Source organism: Bordetella genomosp. 4, assembly GCF_002261185.1.
Taxonomy (GTDB): domain Bacteria; phylum Pseudomonadota; class Gammaproteobacteria; order Burkholderiales; family Burkholderiaceae_B; genus Bordetella_A.
Window position 1 is genome coordinate 12,268 of sequence record NZ_NEVQ01000015.1, and the last position, 20,621, is coordinate 32,888.

General features: G+C 60.0%; 21 protein-coding genes. 7 read left to right on the forward strand and 14 right to left on the reverse strand.

What is annotated here, in order from left to right; all coding sequences use genetic code 11:
• Entirely contained in the window at window positions 1-1,206 is a 1,206-nt protein-coding gene (locus CAL20_RS16400) for an ABC transporter substrate-binding protein (RefSeq protein WP_094820854.1), read from the reverse strand.
• Window positions 1,207-1,226: 20 nt separating this feature from the next.
• Window positions 1,227-2,036, reverse strand: coding sequence for a GntR family transcriptional regulator (locus tag CAL20_RS16405; RefSeq protein ID WP_094820853.1), 810 nt, complete (start codon window positions 2,034-2,036; stop codon window positions 1,227-1,229).
• 243 nt (window positions 2,037-2,279) lie between these two features.
• On the opposite strand from CAL20_RS16405, the gene CAL20_RS16410 reads away from it, so the two are divergent.
• From CAL20_RS16410 to CAL20_RS16420, 3 genes are all read left to right on the forward strand, one after another.
• Complete coding sequence (locus CAL20_RS16410) at window positions 2,280-2,384, forward strand: entericidin A/B family lipoprotein (protein ID WP_254924038.1); 105 nt, start codon at window positions 2,280-2,282, stop codon at window positions 2,382-2,384.
• Window positions 2,385-2,521: 137 nt separating this feature from the next.
• Window positions 2,522-3,418, forward strand: a complete 897-nt coding sequence (locus CAL20_RS16415; RefSeq protein ID WP_094820851.1) for a hypothetical protein — start codon at window positions 2,522-2,524, stop codon at window positions 3,416-3,418.
• 88 nt (window positions 3,419-3,506) lie between these two features.
• Complete coding sequence (locus CAL20_RS16420) at window positions 3,507-3,968, forward strand: hemerythrin domain-containing protein (RefSeq protein WP_094820850.1); 462 nt, start codon at window positions 3,507-3,509, stop codon at window positions 3,966-3,968.
• Between the two features lie 68 nt (window positions 3,969-4,036).
• Here the strand turns inward: CAL20_RS16420 and pdeM are convergent, their stop codons facing one another.
• Genes pdeM through CAL20_RS16445 form a run of 5 tightly spaced genes read right to left on the reverse strand, consistent with a single transcriptional unit; the run spans window position 4,037 to window position 10,375 of the window.
• Window positions 4,037-4,690: a ligase-associated DNA damage response endonuclease PdeM gene (gene pdeM / locus CAL20_RS16425; protein WP_094820849.1), complete on the reverse strand. Its 654-nt coding sequence runs from the start codon at window positions 4,688-4,690 to the stop codon at window positions 4,037-4,039.
• Window positions 4,674-7,136, reverse strand: a complete 2,463-nt coding sequence (locus CAL20_RS16430) for a ligase-associated DNA damage response DEXH box helicase (protein ID WP_094820848.1) — start codon at window positions 7,134-7,136, stop codon at window positions 4,674-4,676. Before CAL20_RS16430 ends, pdeM begins: the two co-directional genes overlap by 17 nt.
• Complete coding sequence (locus tag CAL20_RS16435; RefSeq protein WP_094838419.1) at window positions 7,133-8,737, reverse strand: ATP-dependent DNA ligase; 1,605 nt, start codon at window positions 8,735-8,737, stop codon at window positions 7,133-7,135. Before CAL20_RS16435 ends, CAL20_RS16430 begins: the two co-directional genes overlap by 4 nt.
• Before the next feature lie 59 nt (window positions 8,738-8,796).
• Window positions 8,797-9,801, reverse strand: a complete 1,005-nt coding sequence (locus tag CAL20_RS16440; protein WP_094838420.1) for a ligase-associated DNA damage response exonuclease — start codon at window positions 9,799-9,801, stop codon at window positions 8,797-8,799.
• A 25-nt stretch (window positions 9,802-9,826) separates the two neighbouring features.
• Window positions 9,827-10,375, reverse strand: coding sequence for a YdeI/OmpD-associated family protein (locus tag CAL20_RS16445; RefSeq protein ID WP_094820845.1), 549 nt, complete (start codon window positions 10,373-10,375; stop codon window positions 9,827-9,829).
• A 180-nt stretch (window positions 10,376-10,555) separates the two neighbouring features.
• Between CAL20_RS16445 and CAL20_RS16450 the strand changes: the two genes are divergently transcribed.
• From CAL20_RS16450 to CAL20_RS16465, 4 genes are all read left to right on the forward strand, one after another.
• Complete coding sequence (locus tag CAL20_RS16450; RefSeq protein ID WP_094820844.1) at window positions 10,556-11,167, forward strand: glutathione S-transferase family protein; 612 nt, start codon at window positions 10,556-10,558, stop codon at window positions 11,165-11,167.
• 117 nt (window positions 11,168-11,284) lie between these two features.
• Window positions 11,285-13,351 (forward strand): 2Fe-2S iron-sulfur cluster-binding protein, encoded by a 2,067-nt coding sequence (locus tag CAL20_RS16455; protein WP_094820843.1) that lies wholly within the window; start codon window positions 11,285-11,287, stop codon window positions 13,349-13,351.
• A 47-nt stretch (window positions 13,352-13,398) separates the two neighbouring features.
• Window positions 13,399-13,863 (forward strand): nuclear transport factor 2 family protein, encoded by a 465-nt coding sequence (locus CAL20_RS16460; RefSeq protein ID WP_094820842.1) that lies wholly within the window; start codon window positions 13,399-13,401, stop codon window positions 13,861-13,863.
• Window positions 13,864-13,923: 60 nt separating this feature from the next.
• Window positions 13,924-14,808, forward strand: coding sequence for a LysR family transcriptional regulator (locus CAL20_RS16465; RefSeq protein WP_094821371.1), 885 nt, complete (start codon window positions 13,924-13,926; stop codon window positions 14,806-14,808).
• Window positions 14,809-14,858: 50 nt separating this feature from the next.
• Here CAL20_RS16465 and CAL20_RS16470 read toward each other — a convergent pair whose 3' ends face one another.
• The 7 genes from CAL20_RS16470 to CAL20_RS16500 form a co-directional block, all read right to left on the reverse strand.
• A complete protein-coding gene (locus CAL20_RS16470; RefSeq protein ID WP_094820841.1) occupies window positions 14,859-15,491 on the reverse strand; it encodes a flavin reductase family protein in 633 nt (210 codons plus the stop codon).
• Between the two features lie 91 nt (window positions 15,492-15,582).
• A complete protein-coding gene (locus tag CAL20_RS16475) occupies window positions 15,583-16,479 on the reverse strand; it encodes a polysaccharide deacetylase family protein (protein ID WP_094820840.1) in 897 nt (298 codons plus the stop codon).
• Between the two features lie 23 nt (window positions 16,480-16,502).
• Window positions 16,503-17,324, reverse strand: a complete 822-nt coding sequence (locus CAL20_RS16480; protein ID WP_094820839.1) for a phytanoyl-CoA dioxygenase family protein — start codon at window positions 17,322-17,324, stop codon at window positions 16,503-16,505.
• A gap of 70 nt (window positions 17,325-17,394) precedes the next feature.
• Window positions 17,395-18,165: an SDR family oxidoreductase gene (locus tag CAL20_RS16485; protein ID WP_094820838.1), complete on the reverse strand. Its 771-nt coding sequence runs from the start codon at window positions 18,163-18,165 to the stop codon at window positions 17,395-17,397.
• 2 nt (window positions 18,166-18,167) lie between these two features.
• Window positions 18,168-18,878: an ABC transporter ATP-binding protein gene (locus CAL20_RS16490; protein ID WP_094820837.1), complete on the reverse strand. Its 711-nt coding sequence runs from the start codon at window positions 18,876-18,878 to the stop codon at window positions 18,168-18,170.
• Window positions 18,856-19,638, reverse strand: a complete 783-nt coding sequence (locus CAL20_RS16495; protein ID WP_094820836.1) for an ABC transporter ATP-binding protein — start codon at window positions 19,636-19,638, stop codon at window positions 18,856-18,858. The genes CAL20_RS16490 and CAL20_RS16495 overlap by 23 nt, the downstream gene beginning before the upstream one ends.
• Window positions 19,635-20,603: a branched-chain amino acid ABC transporter permease gene (locus CAL20_RS16500; protein WP_094820835.1), complete on the reverse strand. Its 969-nt coding sequence runs from the start codon at window positions 20,601-20,603 to the stop codon at window positions 19,635-19,637. Before CAL20_RS16500 ends, CAL20_RS16495 begins: the two co-directional genes overlap by 4 nt.
• Window positions 20,604-20,621 lie beyond the last annotated feature (18 nt).

The window sequence follows — 20,621 nt, forward strand, 5'->3', positions numbered from 1 at the left end:
TCAGGCCTTTACCGGAAACTGCGCGTTGGCCTGACGATATGCCTCCGGGATAATGACCTTGATATCACCATCGATCACCTGTGTCAGCAGGGGCTGGGCTCCCGTATTCTGGCCGTTCACGAATTTCGTCGGGCCATATGGCATCAGATGGTCCGAGAACGTGCTGCTGGCCAATGCATCGGTAATCGCCGCCCGATCCGTGGATTTGGCGCGCTCGATCGCGTCGACCAACAAGTAGACGCTGACATAGGTCATAAAGACCTCGTAGCTGAAGTATGCGCCCTTCTCCTCGACGCGGGCCTTCAAGGGCGCGACGCGTGCGTCCTTGGGATTGAACCAGTGATTGCAATCAATGATCCCGTTGGCCACGTCCGGGAATTCTTTCAGGAATTTATAGCTCGACGCCGCGCCGCCCAATACGGAATAAATCGCCTTCGGGCTCACCTTCTGCTGCTTCATCGCACGCAATAGCAAGGCGTACTCGTTGTAGTAGTTCGCCGGAATCACGATGTCCGGATTCACCGAGCGCATGCGCAGCACGATATTGTTGAAGTCCCGCGTGGGGTTCGGGTGTTTGACGACCTCTTTCACCTCGAAGCCATGCTCTGGCAGAGCCTTGGACAACAACGCCGCCGTCCCCGTACCGAACAACGAGTCTTCGTGCACGATCATCACGGTCTTTGCCGGTTTGCCTGCCGCATCGTTCAGCGCCACCAGATCAGTGATCGCGCGCTCGGTGCATGTACGATAGCCTGGCCCAAAACGGAAGGTGTTATTCAGGCCGCGCTCGACGATCTGATCCGCCACACCGACATCAACCACGTGAGGCAGTCCATACTTGGCCGCCGTCTGCGTCGTCGCCAGACAGATGGCGGACGCGTAGGCGCCCACAATTGCCGACACGCCGGCGGCGTTCATCTTTTCCACCTCGGCAGAGCCTGCCTCGGGACGCGATTGCGCATCGCCCAGCAGAGCCTCGATCTTTGCACCGCCCAACGCCTTGATGCCGCCGGCCTTGTTGATGTCTTCGATGGCCAGCAGAGCCCCCAGACGGCATTGCTGTCCCGAATACGCCAACGCGCCCGTCACCGGATGCAGAACGCCGACTTTCACCGGCGTGGCGGAGTGGGCGCGCACCACCCAGGGTGCGGATAACACAGCAGCCGCGGCGGCGGACTGCGTCAAAAAAGTACGGCGCGTCGTCATGGCAAAACTCCGAAAGAGACTTAATGAAATTGGGCCGAGAGCTCTTCGCTGACCCAGACTTTGGCGTCGATGTCCCCGACGCGCGACAGCTGTAATTGATATTGATAGCGATCCGGACGGTACAAACCATGCAGCAACTGCACCGGACGATCATTCACATCACGCACCAAGCGAACCACCGACAGCAACGCCGATCCCACCGCTACATCCAAATGGCGGCCGATCTGCGCATCTGCCAAGCGGGCGCCGATTGTCTGCGTAGCCCCGCCGAACTCGACGCCTGCCGCCTCCAGCAACATCAACAGCGGCTGACGTTCCAGATCCGCACGGCTGAAATTCGCCACGGCTTGCGGTACGTAGGTGGTGATATGGGATAAAGGCCCCGCCTCGGTACTGCGCACGCGCAGGCTTTTGTGGACGGGCGTACCCACCGGGATTTCCAGGGAATCGGCCACTGCTGGCGAGGCATTGACCAACTCGCTGTCCAGCACGTGCACCGACGTGCGCAAACCCATGTTGACGATGTTTTCCATCAGCCCCACCAGATGGGCCTTTTGGCGCGGGCGCTTTGTCGCACTGCCGGCATCACGCGCACTGTCGGCGGGCGCATGCCGTGTCGGCCACGTCCCCAATCCTGGGCGGCGCGACACGAGTCCATCGGCCACCAGCATCTCCATTGCCTTGCGAACGGTGATGCGTGCCACCTCGAACTGCGTGGCCAAGGCGAGTTCGCCCGGCACGCCGTCCTGATCGAAACGCCCTTCTTGCAACTGTTCGCGCAAGACGAGGTAGATCTGGTGATATTTCGGTAGCGGTAAGGAGGTTCCCATGGACAAAGATTCTGTCCATGTCCCAATGTATCGTCAATAGAACAAATAAGGATATAGCTGTTCTATCGGGTAATTCCCAATATAGGCCGCGAGCCGGTTTTCTGGCGCGCCGATGTGGGCGGGACCAAATCCGTTCCGTCTCTACTCTCGGCAAACGCGGGTCAGGCACGCGGCTTGCTGACGATCGGCACGTCAACACTCTGTCAAGGACACACCATGAAAAGCCGTCAATTCCTCGTGATCATGGCGCTAGTCGCCGCAAGCCTCACCGCCGGCTGCAACACCATGCACGGAGCCGGAGAGGATATCGAACGCGGTGGGGAAAAAATTCAGGAACAGTCGCGATAACTGCCCTCAATAAGGAGACGATATGCGATCCATACTTTTGTGGCTGCTGGGCGTACCCATCCCGATCATCATTTTGCTAGCCCTATTCTGGCACTGACCATCCAGTGCAGGTGACTTCAACCAAACAAGGAAATGTCATGCAGAATAATCAGTCCGTGACTTCTTATGCTCGTGACGTGAGCGGCGTAGAGTCGCCACACTCCGCGGTATCGTGGGGCGCCGTCATCGCAGGGGCCGTTATCGCCTCGGCGGTATCGGCTATGTTGGTGATCGGTGGTACAGGGCTAGGGCTCGTTTCGATGTCTCCCTGGCGGGACGAGGGAGCCTCCGGGCCGGCCCTTGCCGTAGGATCCATCGTCTGGCTGTTCTTCACACACATCATCGCCTACGGAATCGCCGGCTATACCGCAGGGCGGCTGCGCACGAAATGGACCGGCATCCACGATGACGAAATCTATTTCCGGGACACCGCCCATGGCTTTCTCGTCTGGGCCTTGAGCGCCGTCGTGGGGCTGATTTTGTTGGGCACCACCGTGGCATCCGTGATCTCCGGTACGGCCAAAGCGGGCGCCACGATGGCAGGCGCCAGCGTGGGAGCCGTCACGGCAACCGCAGGGCAAGCCGTTCAAGAAGGCTCGGACCGGTTTTCCTTGGATTATTTCACCGATGCATTGTTGCGCCCCAACGACCCATTGGTCGCGACGGCTCAGGGCGATGTTCGGCAAGAGACTTCGCGGATACTCGGCCGCAGCCTCGCCACCGGTGAATTGTCCGATACAGACCAGGACTACCTCGTCAAGCTCATCGCTCAGCGTGCAGGCATAGACGAATCAACCGCGCAGCAGCGCCTGACGCAGATCCAGGAACAGGCTGAGCAGACTGCACGCGAAACCGAGCAAAAGGCCCGCGAAGCCGCCGACGCCGCACGCAAGGCCGCGGCAGGCTTTTCCCTGTGGGCTTTTGCCTCGCTATTGGTAGGCGCCTTTGTCGCAAGTTTCTGCGCGACGATCGGCGGACGCTCTCGCGATCGCTAAAGCACGGTTGCTCCTCGATATTGGAGGTAAAGTACCAGTGTCGAGGACACCGACCGAATCGGCTTTTCCTCATAAAAATGGAGGCACTATGGCTGCTGCCAATATCTATGACGCCCTGCGCGAGAGTCATGAGGTCCAACGTTCGCTATGCAGAAAACTGCTACGCGCAGCGCCCCATAGCGAGCGCCGCCTCGAGATCTATCGAGAGCTGAAGATCGAGCTCGCTGCTCATGCCGCTGCAGAAGAACGATTTCTGTACGCGCCGATGCTGATGGACGACATGGGATTGGATCCTTCGCGTCATGCGCTGGCCGAACATCACGAGATCGACGAGTATGTCGAAGACCTGGGAAAGGCCGAAACGCGCGGCGGCAGCTGGCTTTCCAAAGCGAAAAAGCTGGCAGACGAGGTCCGCCACCACCTGCGCGAAGAGGAAAAGAAGTTCTTTCAGATCTCTGGAAAGATCCTCAGTGAAAGGGAAAAAGTCCGATTGGGCCGGGAATATCTACAAGACTATGCCCGTATGAAAGAAATGCTGGCCAATCAGTGAACAAAAACCACATGCCGATGACACATGGCGGCCAAGCAGTGAAGACTCTCAAAACGTATACACCGTAATCACGGTATCGGAATAGCGGCCCCATCGACGCAGGCGATCAAGGCATCGCCGTATTCGACCTGGGGCCGCTGCCCTCCTGTAAAGGCGGAAAACGCGGGCAGAATCGTCATGTCCCGCCTCAGCCAAAACACCGGCCAGTTGCGCGGCACACCTGGCACACGCGCCTGAGGATGCACATGCCCTGCGATAACATGCCGGCCATCCTCATCGTGCTGCGGCAAGTGACGGAACACGAATGGGCCATCGACTTGGGACTCCCCCAGCTGGCAGATGCCCAACGCCTCGCCATTGAGCGCGCGATCATGATTACCAGTTAATGCGGCCACCTGCAGGGACGCGTGCGCCTGCCGCCAACGTATCCAGCTGTCGCGCCATTCGGCCTGTGTTGCCGGGCCATGCAGCACGTCTCCTACAATCCATAGTTCTTGTGCATCCGTCGCTGCCACCAAAGCGGCCAGGCGCCGCAAATCGCCCTCGGTAGCGCCACTGGGAACGGCGATGCCCGCGCGGCGAAAGACATGCCCCTTGCCCAGATGCAAGTCGGCAATAATCAAGCGCCTGCGTGCACACCAGAACATCGCGCGCTCTCCGAGCAACAACATACGTTCGCCGGCCAACTGTTCGACCCACGCACCCTCAGGCAATGCGGGCATAGCGTTTCTCCAGTTGCGCAGCGGCGCGTTTGACACGGTCCTGCCAAGTCTCGGTGCTGAGTTGTCCACGCAAGCTTTCACTCCACAACGGAAACGACAACGGCGTCAGCGCTCGCGGCTCGCACAAGATCAATTGACGTGCCGCACATTCTTGTAATACCGCCATGAGCCGCGGCATTTCCAGTTGCTGCTCAAAGGCCTCGCGTTCAGCTTGCGCCAACAGCAGATGCCCAGGGTCATAACGCCGCAGCACGTCATACAACAGGCCGCTGGATGCCTGCACCTGGCGCAACGAGCGCATTTCGCGCCCAGGCATGGAAGGCGTCAACAATCCCGCAACACGGGCTATTTCACGGAACTGTCGGCGTGCCAGTTCGCCTACATTGACGCCCTCGCCCAAATCGTTCATCACGCCCTCCGGACTGAGCAATAGCCTCAGCAATGCTTCATCCACGGCGGCGGGCTGGGCCAAGGTCAACATCAGTCCATAATCATTCACGGTATAGGAAAACGTGTTGCCCTGCAGCCGCCCCCAGCGCGACGCCATCATGGCCGCTATCCCCTCGTGCACAGCGCGACCTGAGAATGGAAACAGAAAAAGATGCATGCCGCGACGTGTCGTAATGTGCTCAGCAACCAAGCGGCCCTGATCTGGCAGCGCACTCGCGCGAGCTTGAATATGCAAAAGCGACTGCGCCACCCGCATTTCCGGGTGAGTGCCAGGGTGCGCAAAAACCGTTTCGACCTCGCGCCCCAGTTGCGTAGACAGCGGCATACGTCCGCCCTGCCAGGTCGCCACAGGGCCCACTCCCGTCTTCAGTCGCCGCACATAGGCGGTCATGCCCTCCAGCCTCACCAGTTGCAGCGTACGGCCCGCGAATTGAAAGGGGTCGCCCGGCCGCAATCGGGCGAGAAAGGCCTCTTCGACCGAGCCCAGTCCGCCACCGCGCAGGTACTTTACCGAGATCGCCCCGTCAGCCGTAATCGTACCGATCGAAAGACGATGACGCAGCGCGATGCGCCGATCATGCACGCGATACCAGCCATCGTCGTCGCGCTGCACTCGCCGGAATTCCGGATAGTTGGCCAACGCATTACCGCCCTGCTCGATGAAATCCAACACGGATTGCCAGGTGTCGGGATCCAGCGAAGCATAAGCGTGCGTCTGGCGGACTTCCTCATAAAGCGCCTTGGCGTCGAAGCCTCCCCCCAAGGCCAACGTGACTGCATGCTGCGCCAGTACATCCCAACAATCGCGCAGCGGCCGGCGCGATTCGATATCCCCACGGGCGATAGCCTGCCGGGCCGCGGCAAACTCAACGAGCTCCAGCGCCTGCGTCGGCACGCAGATAACGTGGCCCGACGCACCCGGGCGATGCTTGGCGCGGCCCGCACGCTGCAACAGCCTGGCCACGCCTTTGGCGCTGCCGACTTGCAGCACTTGGTCGACGGCCGGAAAATCGACGCCCAGATCCAGACTCGACGTCGCCACCACGCATCGCAGCCTGCCCTCGCGCAGTCCCTGTTCTACGTTGGCACGCAGCTTCGGATCCAATGATCCATGGTGCAGCGCCAGCGTCGCGGGATCATCCAACCATATAGACTCCAGCGCGCGATGCCACAGCTCCGCCTGTGCTCGCGTGTTGGTGAACAGCAAGCTGGTGCCTGCCTTGAACAGACGTTTATAAACGCTGCCGAGCTGCGATAACCCTAGATGACCAGCCCAGGGCAGGCCGCGATCAGCTTCGGGCAACAACGTCGACAGCGTCATTTTGCGCGGCCGTGCGCCTGCTACCAATACGCTATCGGACAAGTGAGGTATCAGCACAGCGCGCGCTTCATCCAGATTACCCAGCGTTGCCGACAAGCCCCACGTGCGCTGGTTCGGCGCCAAACATCGCAAGCGTGCCAGGCACAATTGCAGCAGCACACCGCGCTTGTTGCCCAATAACTCATGCCATTCGTCCACGACTACGCATCGCAGGGCACGAAAACGCGTCGACGAGTCCGCATAAGACAACAGCAAGGCCAAGGACTCCGGTGTGATGACTAACACATCGGCTTTGCCCTGCCGCGCCAAACGTCTATCGCGTGCGCTCGCATCACCCGTACGCATGGCGACGGTCCAACTCAGATTCAAGTCCGTCACGACCTGCGCCAGTGCCTGCGTGGTATCGGCCGCGAGCGCGCGCAAGGGCGTGACCCAGAGTACGCGAGGGCCCTGTGCCACAGGAGGCCGCGTCACAACAGGCTCGGCCAAGGCCTCCAGTAACGGCCCACCGAATGCCGCCAGCGTCTTGCCGCTGCCTGTCGGCGTATGCAACACACCCGACTGGCCCGCCAGGTATCGCTGCCATACCTCACGCTGAAATGCGGCGGCCTTCCATCCACGCGCTTGAAACCACGCAGCTAGCGGTGCGTCCCAGCGTCGCGGCCGGCCACTCATCGCGCCAATGCCTTCAGCGTATCCAACTGATCGGCCTCGGCTGCCGGCTTGTCATGCCGCCAGCGCAGGATACGCGGGAAACGCACGGCGACACCCGATTTATGGCGCTTGGAAAGGTTGACGCCTTCGAAGCCCAACTCGAACACCTGGACAGGATTGACGGACCTGACTGGGCCAAAACGCTCGAGCGTATGCGCGCGCACCCAGCGATCCAGCGCCAAGATTTCCTTGTCGTCGAGACCGGAATAAGCCTTGGCGATCGGCACCAAAGCATCCCCGTCCCACAAACCAAAGGTGTAATCGGTATAAAGCGTGCTGCGCCGCCCATGGCCCGCCTGTGCATATAACAACACCGCGTCGATCGTGAGGGGATCGACTTTCCACTTCCACCAATCGCCACGCCGCCTGCCGCTCTGATATGGCGCACTGGCGCGTTTGAGCATGAAGCCTTCTACGCCGCGCTCGCGCGACTCCTCTCGCAACGTTGTCGCCGCACTCCAGTCGGCTATCGGTATCAAGGGAGAAAGACATAGCCGCGTATCCGGGTTCCGCCGCAACAGCGCTTCGAGTTGACGGCGCCGCTCTAGCTGAGGCAGCTCACGCAGGTCCTTTCCATTGAGCTCCAACAAGTCATACACCAGCATCCGTACCGGTGCTTCGGCCAGCCATTTCGGGCCGGGTTTCAATCTCTGAATGCGAGTCTGCAAGGCCGAGAACGGCATGGGCCCTGACGCATCCTCCTGCCACGCCAGCAACTCGCCATCCAGCACATAATCGGCGTCCAACGCGGCCGCTGCGTCCTCGACTTCAGGAAAACGCCCATCCAGACGTTCCTCGCCACGCGACCACAGCGCAACCTCGCGATGACGCCGGATCAACTGAGCGCGAATACCGTCCCATTTCCACTCCAGCATCCACTCGTCGATAGATCCCAGGCTCGCCGGCTCGCTCTCGAGTGGAGAAGCCAGAAAAAATGGATATGGTTGCTGACGATCCCCCGGCAATTCTTCGGCACTGAGCAATGTGAGCAAAAACGCCGGGCTAGGCGTCCACTCGCCCATCATGCGCTGGGCGATGCGGGCGATAGGGACTCCCGACATTTCCGCCAGCGCCTGCTGCACCAGGCGCTGCGAGACACCGACGCGCAACGCGCCCGTCAATAACTTGTTAAAGACGAGACGCTCGTCAAACGGCAGGCCATGCCATGCCGACACAATGACATCGCGACGCTCGGCCTCTTCCCGATTGGCTACCGGCACCAGGACCTCTTCGATCCACTCCGCCAGGCTGCGTTCGGCAATCACCTGTTCCGGGTCGGGCACCAACAGGGCCAGCGTCTCTGCCAGATCGCCCACCTGTTCATAGCTGGCTTCAACCAACCAAGGGGCCGTATTCGAGGCATCGGCTACCCAGGCGCGCAACTCGCCTACCGCTGCGATCTTGCGGCGTGCGCTGGTGATTTTCCCGCCAGCCAACAGAAACAGTGCCCAGGCGGCATCGCGTGGCGGCGCATCGCGGAAATATGCAACCAGCGCTGCCCGCTTGTCCGAGGTGGCAGTAGAGCGGTCCAGATCCTGATAGAGAGCCGCGAATCGTTTCATACACGCCCTATTATTCTTCACCCGAAGGTCTAGACAAGACGATTCGCGACATCAGCGCCCTATTCCTCGTCCTCGAACTGCGTCATCAGCGTTTCAGCCGTCACGCCTGCTTCATTCAACGTACGCACCAACGCGCGCGTATCACCATGAGTCGCAATTACGCGCGATGCCCCCGTCTCACGGATCGTACGCAGCAAACCCGGCCAATCGGCATGATCAGAGACCACAAACCCCCGGTCCATGTTGCGCCGCCGCCGGTTGCCTCGTAACCGCATCCAACCCGAAACGTAGCCCTGCTGCGCCTTGCGAAACCGCCGCAGCCACGGACTGCCTGCCGCCGAGGGAGGCGCCATGATCAACTCACCAGCAAAATTCGTGCCGCCCGCTTTCGCCGCCACTTCGGTTTCCATCACCAATGCCGTGTCTGCCATGGCAATCCCTGCCTGCCGATATACATCGACCCCGGCGGCAATGGCGCCGTGCAGATAGACAGGCCGGTCGATGTGCGGTGCGAGTTCCGCGAGCACGCGCTGCGCCTTGCCCAAGGCATAACAATAGAGAATGGCGGCCTCTCCACGCTCCGCGCACTGGTCCCGCCACTGCACGATTTCGCGCGCCACATCGGCAGTGGCCGGCCAGCGATAGATGGGCAGACCAAACGTCGCCTCAGTGATGAAGGTATCGCAAGGGACGACCTCAAAGGGACGGCAAGTCGGATCCGGTTGACGTTTGTAGTCTCCCGACACAACCCATACCTGTCCGTCAGCTTCGATGCGTACCTGGGCCGATCCCAGCACATGGCCTGCGGGATGCAGCGATACCCGAGCATCGCCCAGCGTAAAAGCCTCGCCATAGTCGTAGGCGCGATAGTCCTGCTCGCCCAGCCTCCATTGCAAAATAGGTTGTCCCTCGCGGCTGGTGTAATAGCGGCCCATCTCCGAGCGGGCATGGTCTCCGTGGCCATGCGTTATCACGGCCGTCGACACCGGCCGCCACGGATCCACGTAGAACTGGCCGGCCGGGCAGTAGAGACCTTCGGGGCGCAATTGCACAATATCTGGCATAGAAGTCTCCTCCTAAGCGCAGCGTTCACCCTTTGGCTTTCGGTGCGCTCAAGCTTTTGCTATAGAAGCCCGATTGATCGAAACAGCAGACGCGCCGTTCTCCCTCTGCGAGCATCTCACACGCATTCTGCACGCGGCGCGCACGTGTCTTGGCCTGCTTGGCAGACTCGATCCAGTGGATCCAGTCGACCCGTGCGAGCGTTGTGGTGTCTTTCCAAGTGGCGGCCGCGGCGGCTGACCCAGCCAATGCCTCTCGCAGGTCATCCGGCATCTCAGGCTCTGGCTCAGGATCCGCCGCGGCGATGTGAACGCTAACCGTATCGCCGAATGATGCGGCAGCTGCCTCTTGCAGCGCATGGGGGACTTTGAGCCAATGACTCAACTGGCCGTCAGGCTCGAGCGTTGCCTGAAAAGGATGTCCATTGATAGTTCCTTCTACGGACGTTCTGCCTCGCCGCGGCAGCGTGTCGCTGGCGGCTTTGGGCAACACCAGGAACGCCCATGATTCGTCCGCATCCGGGTTTGCTGGACGCAGCAGTCGTGCCTGGAAAGTCGACGCGTCGGTGTTTGCCATATCGGGATGTCGTTGGATACCTGCTCAATTTATACCACCCACCATCGCGGCGACCAATCCGGCGATTATTCCTTCATGTGAAATTGTGAAGTACCAAATCAATGGATTCTATATAAATCCGTCCTTAATTAATCTTCGTTAACGGCACGGCACATGGCCCGGCCATCATCGGAGATACAAATGAAGCTCTACCACCACCCGCTTTCCGGCCACGCGCATCGTGCTCGCCTGTTTGTCTCATTGCTAGGACTGCCTCACGAACTCATCGAAGTGGACCTGAAGGCTGGCGCACACAAGACCCCGGAATTCCTGGCGCTCAATCCGTTCGGACAAGTCCCCGTCCTGGATGACAACGGTGTTGTCATTGCCGACTCCAACGCGATCCTAGTGTACCTGGCAAAGAAAGCGGGCCGGACAGAGTGGCTGCCTGAGGATCCACGAGGCGCCGCCGCGGTGCAGCGCTGGCTTTCCGTCGCGGCGGGCGAAGTGGCATACGGCCCTGCCGCCGCCCGCCTGGTCACCGTCTTTGGCGCCAAATACAACCCCGAGGAAGTCATTGCACGAGCGCATACCCTGCTCGCCCGCCTGGAAAGTCATCTGACTGATCATGACTGGCTGGTCGGCACGAACCCGACGATCGCGGATGTGGCGCTCTACAGCTACGTAGCGCGTGCACCCGAAGGCAACGTCGATCTCTCGGGCTATCCGGCGGTCAACGCATTTCTACGCAGGATCGAGGCGCTGCCGGGATTCGTGCCTTTCGTCCAGACGCCAGCGGGACTCGCCGCCTGAGCTCCGCAGCCTTTGGCGACGGCGTGCCGGACTTGGACTATAGGCCCAGCCCACATCAAGACTCGAGTACGCCGCGTCAAGCGATCCCGCGCGTCACGAACGAATAAGGACACCGAGATGACCACGAAACTGTCAACGCTACCGGTATGGCATGCAGGCGAGACCTACCTCCAGGAAAAGGTGGGCGTCGCCGAACGGATGCGCGTCGTCGGCCAACGGGTCGTACGAGACTACATGCCGGATCAGCATCGTGATTTCTACGCCCAGCTGCCTTTTATCGTGCTGGGTAGTGTCGACGCGGATGACAATGCATGGGCCACGATTCTGTCAGGCAAGCCCGGCTTCATGAACTCGCCCACGCCGACGACGCTAGACATTGCGGCTAGTACGGACATGAGCGATCCCGCGTATCCCGGATTGGAAACCAGCTCACCGATCGGCCTGCTCGGTATCGAAATGCACACCCGCCGCCGCAATCGGATGAACGGCATCGTAACGAGTACGGACAATGGTCTGCATGTCGAGGTGGACCAGAGTTTTGGCAACTGCCCCCGATACATTCAACTACGCGACTTCGATTTTGTGCGTGATCCCAATGCGGCGTACGAAGCCGCACGCGAGGATCTGCATGAACTCGACTCTGCCGCCCGATCAATGATCGAGACCGCAGACGCCTTCTTTGTCGCCTCGTATGCCGATCGGGAAGACCGTCGGCAGGTCGACGTTTCACACCGGGGTGGCAAGGCCGGCTTTGTCCGGGTTGACGACGACGGGATGCTCACCATCCCCGACTTTGACGGTAATCTGTTTTTCGCCACGCTCGGCAACTTCATTCTGAATCATCAAGCCGGCATGCTTTTTGTAGACTACGAAAGCGGCGATGTATTGCAGATGACCGGGGACGCGCAAGTCATTCTGGATTCCCCGGAAATCGCCGCCTTCCAGGGCGCGGAGCGTCTCTGGACGTTCCGTCCGCGCCGCATTGTGCGCCGGCCAGGCGCACTCGCACTGCGGTGGCGGCTGCACGCAGATGGCTGGTCGCCCAATTCGCTGATGACGGGCGACTGGGCGCAAGCGGCCGGCCGCTTGCAGGCGAACGAATTGGCCTCGCGCTGGCGGCCGTTCACCGTGGCACGCATGGTCGACGAAAGCGCATCGATCCGGTCGTTTTATCTGCAGCCCGCGGATGGACTGAGTCTGCTGGCGCACGAGGCAGGCCAGCATCTGCCGATACGCGTCACGATGCCAGAGACGCCCACGCCACTGATCCGCACCTATACCCTGTCGGTCGCCCCATCCGATAACGTCTATCGCATCAGCGTCAAACGCGAGGGCATGGTATCGCAATACCTGCACGACCATGTCCGCGTGGGCGACACGATCGAAGCCCGCGCGCCAGCTGGCGAGTTCACCATCGATGCGCGCGAAAAACGCCCCGCCGTCTTGCTGGCGGGCGGCGTCGGCATCACCCCGATGCTCTCCATGTTGCGGCATATCGTCTACGAAGGACTGCGTAAACAGCGCGTGCGCCCCACCGTGCTATTTCAAGCTGCCCGCTCAAAGACGGAACGCGCGTTCGATGCAGAGCTCTCTGGACTGGTCGCCGCCTCCAAAGGTGCTGTTGGACTGGTTCGCGTCCTCGGCGATACCGGCGATGCCGAAACCGGCCGGGACTATGACGCCGAGGGCCGCATCGACATGGCGTTACTCACCCGGTTTCTATCATTCAACGACTATGACTTTTACCTTTGCGGTCCTCCGCCGTTCATGCAAGCACTCTACGACGGCCTCAGAAGCTACGGTGTGGCTGATCGCCGCATTCATGCGGAAGCCTTCGGACCTGCTTCGCTGACTCGCAGTCCTGATGCCGTCGTCGCGGCACCGGCGCGATTGCCCGCCGCAACCGCGCCTGTCCCGGTCGCATTCCTCGATTCCTTGAAAGAGGCACGCTGGACACCCGAATCGGGCACGCTGCTCGAACTCGCAGAGGCGCGCGGCCTGAATCCAGATTACAGTTGCCGCACAGGCAATTGCGGAACGTGCCGCACCAAACTGATCGAGGGCACCGTCACCTATGTCAAGACGCCGACCGCGTCTGTGGCCGACGACGAAGTCCTGATCTGTTGTGCCGTGCCTGCCCAACCAGCCGGCTCGAACGAACAACGTATTCATCTGGCGCTGTAACACCCGGCGCAAGCGACCCTCAACGGCTCTATTCCAGGAGAATCCACATGCCCCGCCCCCCGCTGCCCCCATTCAGCGAACAAACCGCCATCGAAAAGGTCCGCCTGGCCGAAGACGGCTGGAACAGCCGCGACCCCGCGAAAGTCTCGCTGGCCTATACCGAAGACACGCGTTGGCGCAATCGCGTCGAGTTTGCCAGAGGCCGTGCAGAGGTCGTGGATTTTCTCACTCGCAAATGGAATCGTGAACTCGAATACCGTCTGATCAAGGAACTCTGGGCATTCAAAGACAACCGCATCGCGGTGCGCTACGCCTACGAGTATCATGATGACAGCGGACAGTGGTATCGCGCCTACGGCAACGAAAACTGGGATTTCGCGGAGGACGGGCTCATGCGCGTACGGCACGCCAGTATCAACGAACACCCCATTTCAGAATCAGAACGGCAATTCCATTGGCCGCTCGGCCGCCGCCCTGACGATCACCCGGGTTTGAGCCATTTTGGGTTCTAGGCGGCTACGATGCAGACACTCGTGCTATAGAAGCACAATCGAGATACGGGGGACGTGGCGGTGGATCGCTGGCAGGCAATGAGGATTTTCGTCAAGGTCGCGGAAACAGAGAGCTTCGCGGCATCAGCGCGCGAGTTGCACATGAGTCCGCCAGCCGTGACTCGCGCCATTGCCGCACTCGAAGACGTGATTGGCGCACGGCTGTTCGTACGCACGACTCGTTCAGTCAAACTGACAGCGCCCGGCAAGCGCTATCTGGACGACTGCAAACGTATCCTGGCCGACATCGTCGAGGCCGAGGCGGCTGCCGCCGGATCTTATGCCATGCCGACCGGAACATTGACCATCACCGCGTCGGTCCTGTTCGGGCAGATGTACGTCCTGCCCATTGTGCACGAATTTCTGAGGCGCTATCCCAAAGTCAACGGCCGGCTGTTGTTCATCGATCGCCCAGTCAATCTGGTCGACGAAGGCATCGACGTCGCAATTCGCATCGGCCGCTTGCAGGATTCGGGTTTCTCGGCGATCCAGGTGGGCACCGTCCGCCGAGTGGTGTGCGGCGCTCCTGCTTATTTCAAGGAACACGGCATCCCCGCCACCCCTGCCGATCTCAAGCACCACCGTATTGCCGCCTCGACCGGCGCATGGGTGTCGCCGGAATGGCGATTTGCCAATGACCAGCGCGTGACCATACATAACTGGCTGCAGTCCAACTCGAACGAAGCAGCCATTGCCACCGCAGTGGCAGGTCTGGCCCTGACCAGGGTCCTGCATTACCAGGTCGCCCCAGCGTTGCGTGAGGACAAACTGCAGATCGTACTGGCCGAACACGAAGATCCGCCCTTGCCCATCCACGTACTTTATACAGAAGGCCGGCAAGCGCCCGCGAAAGTCAGGGCATTTGTGGACTTGGCGGTGTCGATGTTGCGGGCGCGCGTTGGCTGATGATCGTATCCGTACTCCGTTCCATCGCTAAATGATGGACCAACCTATCATCATCGCTCACGCTCGCGCCAGACATCATATTCCGGCACCACCATCTCAAAATGCCCTCGCGTGGTGGTGTAAAGTCGGCCAAACATCCGCCCGATCGGATGATATTTCTCGGGATCGATATATTTGAGATCTGCATCGAACAGGCCTTCGCGCACATGCATGCGCACGACCTCGCCCAGGGTGATATGCCGATGCGGATTGATCTCGATCATCGCAATCTTGCGGCACTCAAAAGCAACGGGCGCCTCTGCGATGCGTTGAGGCTGAACTATGCTGGATGGCACCAACGTTAAACCCGCCGCGGTTGCTTCGCAGATATCGCTGGGAAAATCGATCGCGCACACATTCATCGCCTGCGCGAGCGCCTCATCGACCAGATGCACGACAAACTCGCCGGTCGCGCGAATGTTGATCGTCGTGTCCTTCAACGCACCGCTGCCGCGTTTATCCTCCAGGCCGATCGCCATCACCGGAGGGGCCTCGCCCATGACATTGAAAAAACTGAACGGCGCCGTATTGTGGCCGGTCTCCTCGGAATACGTAGAGATCAGCGCGATAGGCCGTGGCACCACCGTCGACGACAACAAGCGATACTGATCTGCGGGAGGTAGAGCCTGAATATCAATGTCCATATTTGTCCTGTTTTGCTACAGCGCACGATGCCAGACACTACCCATTTCCGTGCATCCCTGCAAACATCCAATCGCTTGGCTGTGCCCTTATTCAGACCACGGTGCCTTCCGGCAATGACAGCAGATGGTCATAGATCTCGCCCGGCCGCGTGATCCATACCTTGTCGGCCTGCGGATGGTTGACGATATGCTCCAGGGCGCGCCGCAACGCATACAAGCGATAAGGCTGCCCCACGATCATCGTATGCAACGCGATACCCAATACGAGCGGCTGGCGCTCGGATTGGCGCAGCATCTCTTCGAACTGATGCACGATCATGGTCGCGAACTCTTCACCAGTATGATGGCGCACCAGAATCTGCGGAGAGTCATTGATCTCCAGCGAATACGGCATGGACATCAAGCGGCCGTTCCGCGTCTGCATCCATATTGGCTGATCGTCGCCGGGCCAGTCCATCTCAAAACTGTAGCCGGCCTCTTGCAACAGGTCTGGCGTCACACGGCTTTGCGACATCCACGGCCCCATCCACCCCCGGGGAGCCCGCCCCGTGTGGCTGGAGATCTTGTCGCGTACGTCTTCGATCAAACGCTTTTCGTCAGCTTCCCACCATTGCCCCTGACGCTCCGCATTGGTCCGGCCGTGCGCGATGATCTCGTCCCCCCGCGCCATGATGGGCTCGATGACTTCGGGACAGTAGTCAAATATCGCCGTGTTCACCAGATGGCAGGCCGGCGCTTTCAATTCGTCAAACAGATCGTACATGCGCCACACCCCTACCCGATTACCATAGTCGCGCCATGCAAAGGTACGCGCATCGGGTCCAGGCAACTCATTGGTCATCGCATGGCCCAGCCCACCGCCATAAGCGAAGTGCTCGATGTTCAGCGCAAAATATATGGCCAACCGCCGGCCCTGCGGCCAGGAATAGTCGGGACGGCGGGTGATCGCTGAATATCCATAGCGACCGTGATGCGGCAATTCAAACATGGTGAGATCCTTTCGATCAGAATTCAATATCTGGCGGCGAGCTCGTCATTGGCGGCGCGGAAACGGGCCACGGCATCCTGGTGAAATGTGCGCTCCTGTTCGCCGTTATCGACCTGTGGCGGCGGCTCCAGATCAAAATTGCCGTAGTCCTTGCCGCGCACTAATGACGCCGTGAGCCGCGTCTTGCTGATACAGCGCGAACTGGCCGGGATATAGCTGAACCCCAGGCCCACACGCCGGTGATCGGTATTGTTGGCACCCGACGCATGGATCAGGAAGGTATCGTGCAGCGACATCTGGCCGGCCCTCACCGGCATGAACTCCGTATGCGATCGATCAAAGGGTACGTCTATCGTCTGCCCTTTGGACAGCAGGATATTGTCGCTATGGTTCTGGCCGTGATGCAGTTGGCCGAGCTTATGTGATCCCGGCACGACCTCCATGCAGCCCGCCTCGACCGGCGCATCCGACAGCGCCACCCATGCCGTGACCTGGGTCGAGGGCTCGAGACCAAAATAGGTCGCATCCTGATGCCAGTTGATATAGGCCGAATGATGCGGGTTCTTGGGCCAGACAGAAAGGTGAAAGAGCAGAATATCCGGGCCAATCAGATCCTCGACGGCATCCAGCACCGCAGGATGCCGGGCGATCTCATCCACCCAGGTAAACAACAGATGAGGCTTGAAATTAAATCCCTTGGTCAATTGCTGTCCCTGCGCGCTCTCGAACGTCTCGAGTTTGGCGAGGTAGGCCGCGGCCTCCTCGCGGCTGAAAACGTCTACCGGACACACAAAACCCTTATCAGCATAATGATCCACCATCGCCTGCGTGAGTTTCTTTCCCATGTCGAATCTCCAGAATTACGATGCTGCGTGATAGGAATAAGGCGCGGCACAAACATCGCGCCTGCCGTTGCTACATTGCAGACCAGCCGCCATCGACGTAGAGATGGCTGCCCGTCGTGAAAGAAGAATCGTCGCTTGCCAGGAACAACGCCGCACGCGCCACCTCTTCGGCGCGCGCCAAGCGCCCCATGGCATGCCGGGCCATCCAGCGTTGCCGGCAGCCCTCGGGATCGTCATAGCGCTGTAACGACCGGCGCAACATCGCGGTATCGGTCACACCAGGCATCAGCGCGTTGACGCGAATACCTTGTGCCGCATGATCTACCGCCATGGTCTTTGCCAATGCCGCTATCGCACCCTTGGATGCGACATAGGCCGCGTTGTTGCCGCCACTGGAAGCCACCAGCTGCGACCCCACCAAAATCACCGAGCCCCCACCTCTAGCGATCATCGAGGGCAGTACCGCGTGCAGCCACAGGTAAGCGCCCTTCACATTGATATCGAACACGCGGTCCCATAGCGCCTCGTCTATCGAGACGACAGTGCCTCCAACGGAGACGCCCGAACACGGCATCATGACATCCACCCCGCCCCACGTTTCAATGATCCGGGACGCCGCGGCTCCGACTTGGCCCGCCTGCGTGACATCGCAGACCTCGACCAAACACTGGCCAGCGTCGGCCTCGATAGCACCGGCTACTGTCTTTAAGCCTGCCTCGTCTACATCCACCAGCACGACGCGGGCACCATGCCCAGCAAACAATTGCGCCGTTGCTGCCCCTATGCCCGACGCAGCGCCCGTAATCACGGCAACCTTACCGCGCAATTTCTGTTCGCCCATCGTCACACTCCCAAGTAAGCGCTGCGTATCTTTGGACTATCGCGCAGCGCGGCAGCATCGCCGGCGTCGACATTGCACCCCATCTCCAGAATGACGCCCCGATGCGCCACACTCAGCGCCCAATTGGCGTTCTGTTCAGCCAGGACGATGGCCAGCTTCTCGGTATGCTGAATCTCCAGCAGGATCTCGCCGATGCGCTCCACGATTATGGGCGCCAGACCCAGCGACGGCTCATCCAGCAAAAACAGTTTGGGAAACGACATCAAAGCGCGGCCGATCGCCAGCATCTGCTGCTCTCCGCCGCTGAGACTGCCTGCGTCCTGCTTATACCGTTCTTTCAAGCGAGGGAAATACTGGTATATCTGTTCGGTGCGCGCGGCAATTTCATGGGCTGATCTGCTGTATCCGCCCACGCGCAGGTTCTCGCGCACCGTCAACTGCGCAAACACGCGGCGCCCTTCGGGCGAAAAACCGATGCCCGCCTTCAGGATCTCATGCGGCTTGCGGCCCTTCAGGCTGTTCCCCTGCCACTGAATATCGCCACGGGCGTAGGGCACCATGCCCAGAATGGCTTTCAACGTACTGCTCTTGCCCGCGCCATTCGAGCCGATCAATGCGACTGTCTCGCCCGGCGAGATCGCTAGCGACACGCTCTGCGTGCCCTGAATGTGGCCATAGCGCACCTGTAGATCACTGACGCTCAGTAGCGGCATAGGCCTTCCCCAGATAAGCCTCGATGACTTGCGGATCGGCGAGCACTTCCTCAGGCGTGCCTTCGGCGATCTTGGTCCCTTGCGAGGTCACAAAAAGCCTGTCGCACAGCCCCGAGATGAACCGCATGTTGTGATCGATCACCATGACCGAAATACCGCGGTCCCTTACGCGCGAAATGGTTTCGCGCACGTGGTCGGTTTCTTCGGCGCTCAGCCCGGCGACGGGCTCGTCCAGCATGATCATGCGCGGCTCGGCAGCCAGCGCGATGACGATACCCAAGGTTTTCTGATGACCATAGGGCAATGAATCCGCTTGCGCATCAGCCAGCGAATCCAGCCCCAGCCACGCCAGCAGATGATCGGCGCGCGCCTCGGCCTCATCTCGCAACTGCCGCGCACGAGCAGTAGACAGAAACGTTGCCCAATGGCCTGGGTAGGATTGCAGATAAGTACCCCGGATGGCGTTCTCGCGCACGGTCTGGCTTTTGTAAACCGCTGTCGATTGAAACGTGCGCACCAGGCCACGGCTGGCACGCTCATGCGGCGGCATTCGCGTCACGTCCTGCCCATCGAAACGGACCTCTCCAGTATTCGGCACGATCATTCCGCTGACCAGATTGACGACTGTAGTCTTGCCGGCGCCATTAGGGCCGATCAGTCCCACGATTTCGCCTTTGTCAACGCTGAAACTGAGGTTATTGACGGCCATCAATCCGCCAAACCGCCGCGACAGATTGGAAACCTCGAGCAATCGGCTCATGTCTGCCTCCGCCGGAAAACAACCGTCGCCCCGTGACGGATCAAGGACAGCAACCCAATCATGCCCCCTGGCAACGCCGCCATCACGACGATCAGAATCACACCAAAAATAATCTGCTGCAGCTCTACGTAGCCGCGCAACAGTTCCGGCAGAGCCACCATAAAGACCGTACCGATAAGCGGACCCAGCAGGTAATACATGCCTCCCAGCACATTCATCACCACCATGCCCAAGGAGACATTCATGTCAAAACCCGTCGGGTCCACTGCATGGACCAGCTGCGCCGACAACGAGCCCTGCAACCCCACCAACGCGCACGCGATCACAAAGATCATGACCTTCAGCCTGATGACAGGCACGCCAGAGCTTTCCGCGATCCGGTCAGCCTCGCGTACCGCGTCCATAGAACGCCCGATTTCCGAGCACAGAATGCGCCACACAATGCCAACGGACAGCACCGTAATGAACAGCGAGAAATAGTAAAACGCCACAGGCGACGCAAAGAATGGCAATCCCAATGGAATTTCCTGTATGCCATTAGCCCCTCCTGTGACCGATTGCCATTCCACGAACACCAAACGCAATATTTCGCCCAATAGAAAGGTCACCAGCACAAAATATTTCCCCGTCAGCCGTAGCACAATAGGGCCAATGATCAACGCCAACAGGCCCGAAGCGGCACAGCCTGCCAACATCGCCAATAGAAATGGCCACCCCATCTCGACCTGCAACAAGACGCACGTGTACGCCGCCACACCCATAAAGGCGCCATGCGCCAATGACACATGGCCGGTGCGGATGATCAGATTCAGGCTGGCTGCGCCTATCATCGCCAGCACCACCATGGTCCCCAGCGTGATGTAAAAGGAGTTGTTGACCACAACGGGCCACAACAGAGCCACCGCCAGAATGACCATGGTGATCCAGCCAATACGCGAGAAGCCGCGTTTACGTAGCTTGGGCATGGTTCCCTCTACTCGGAT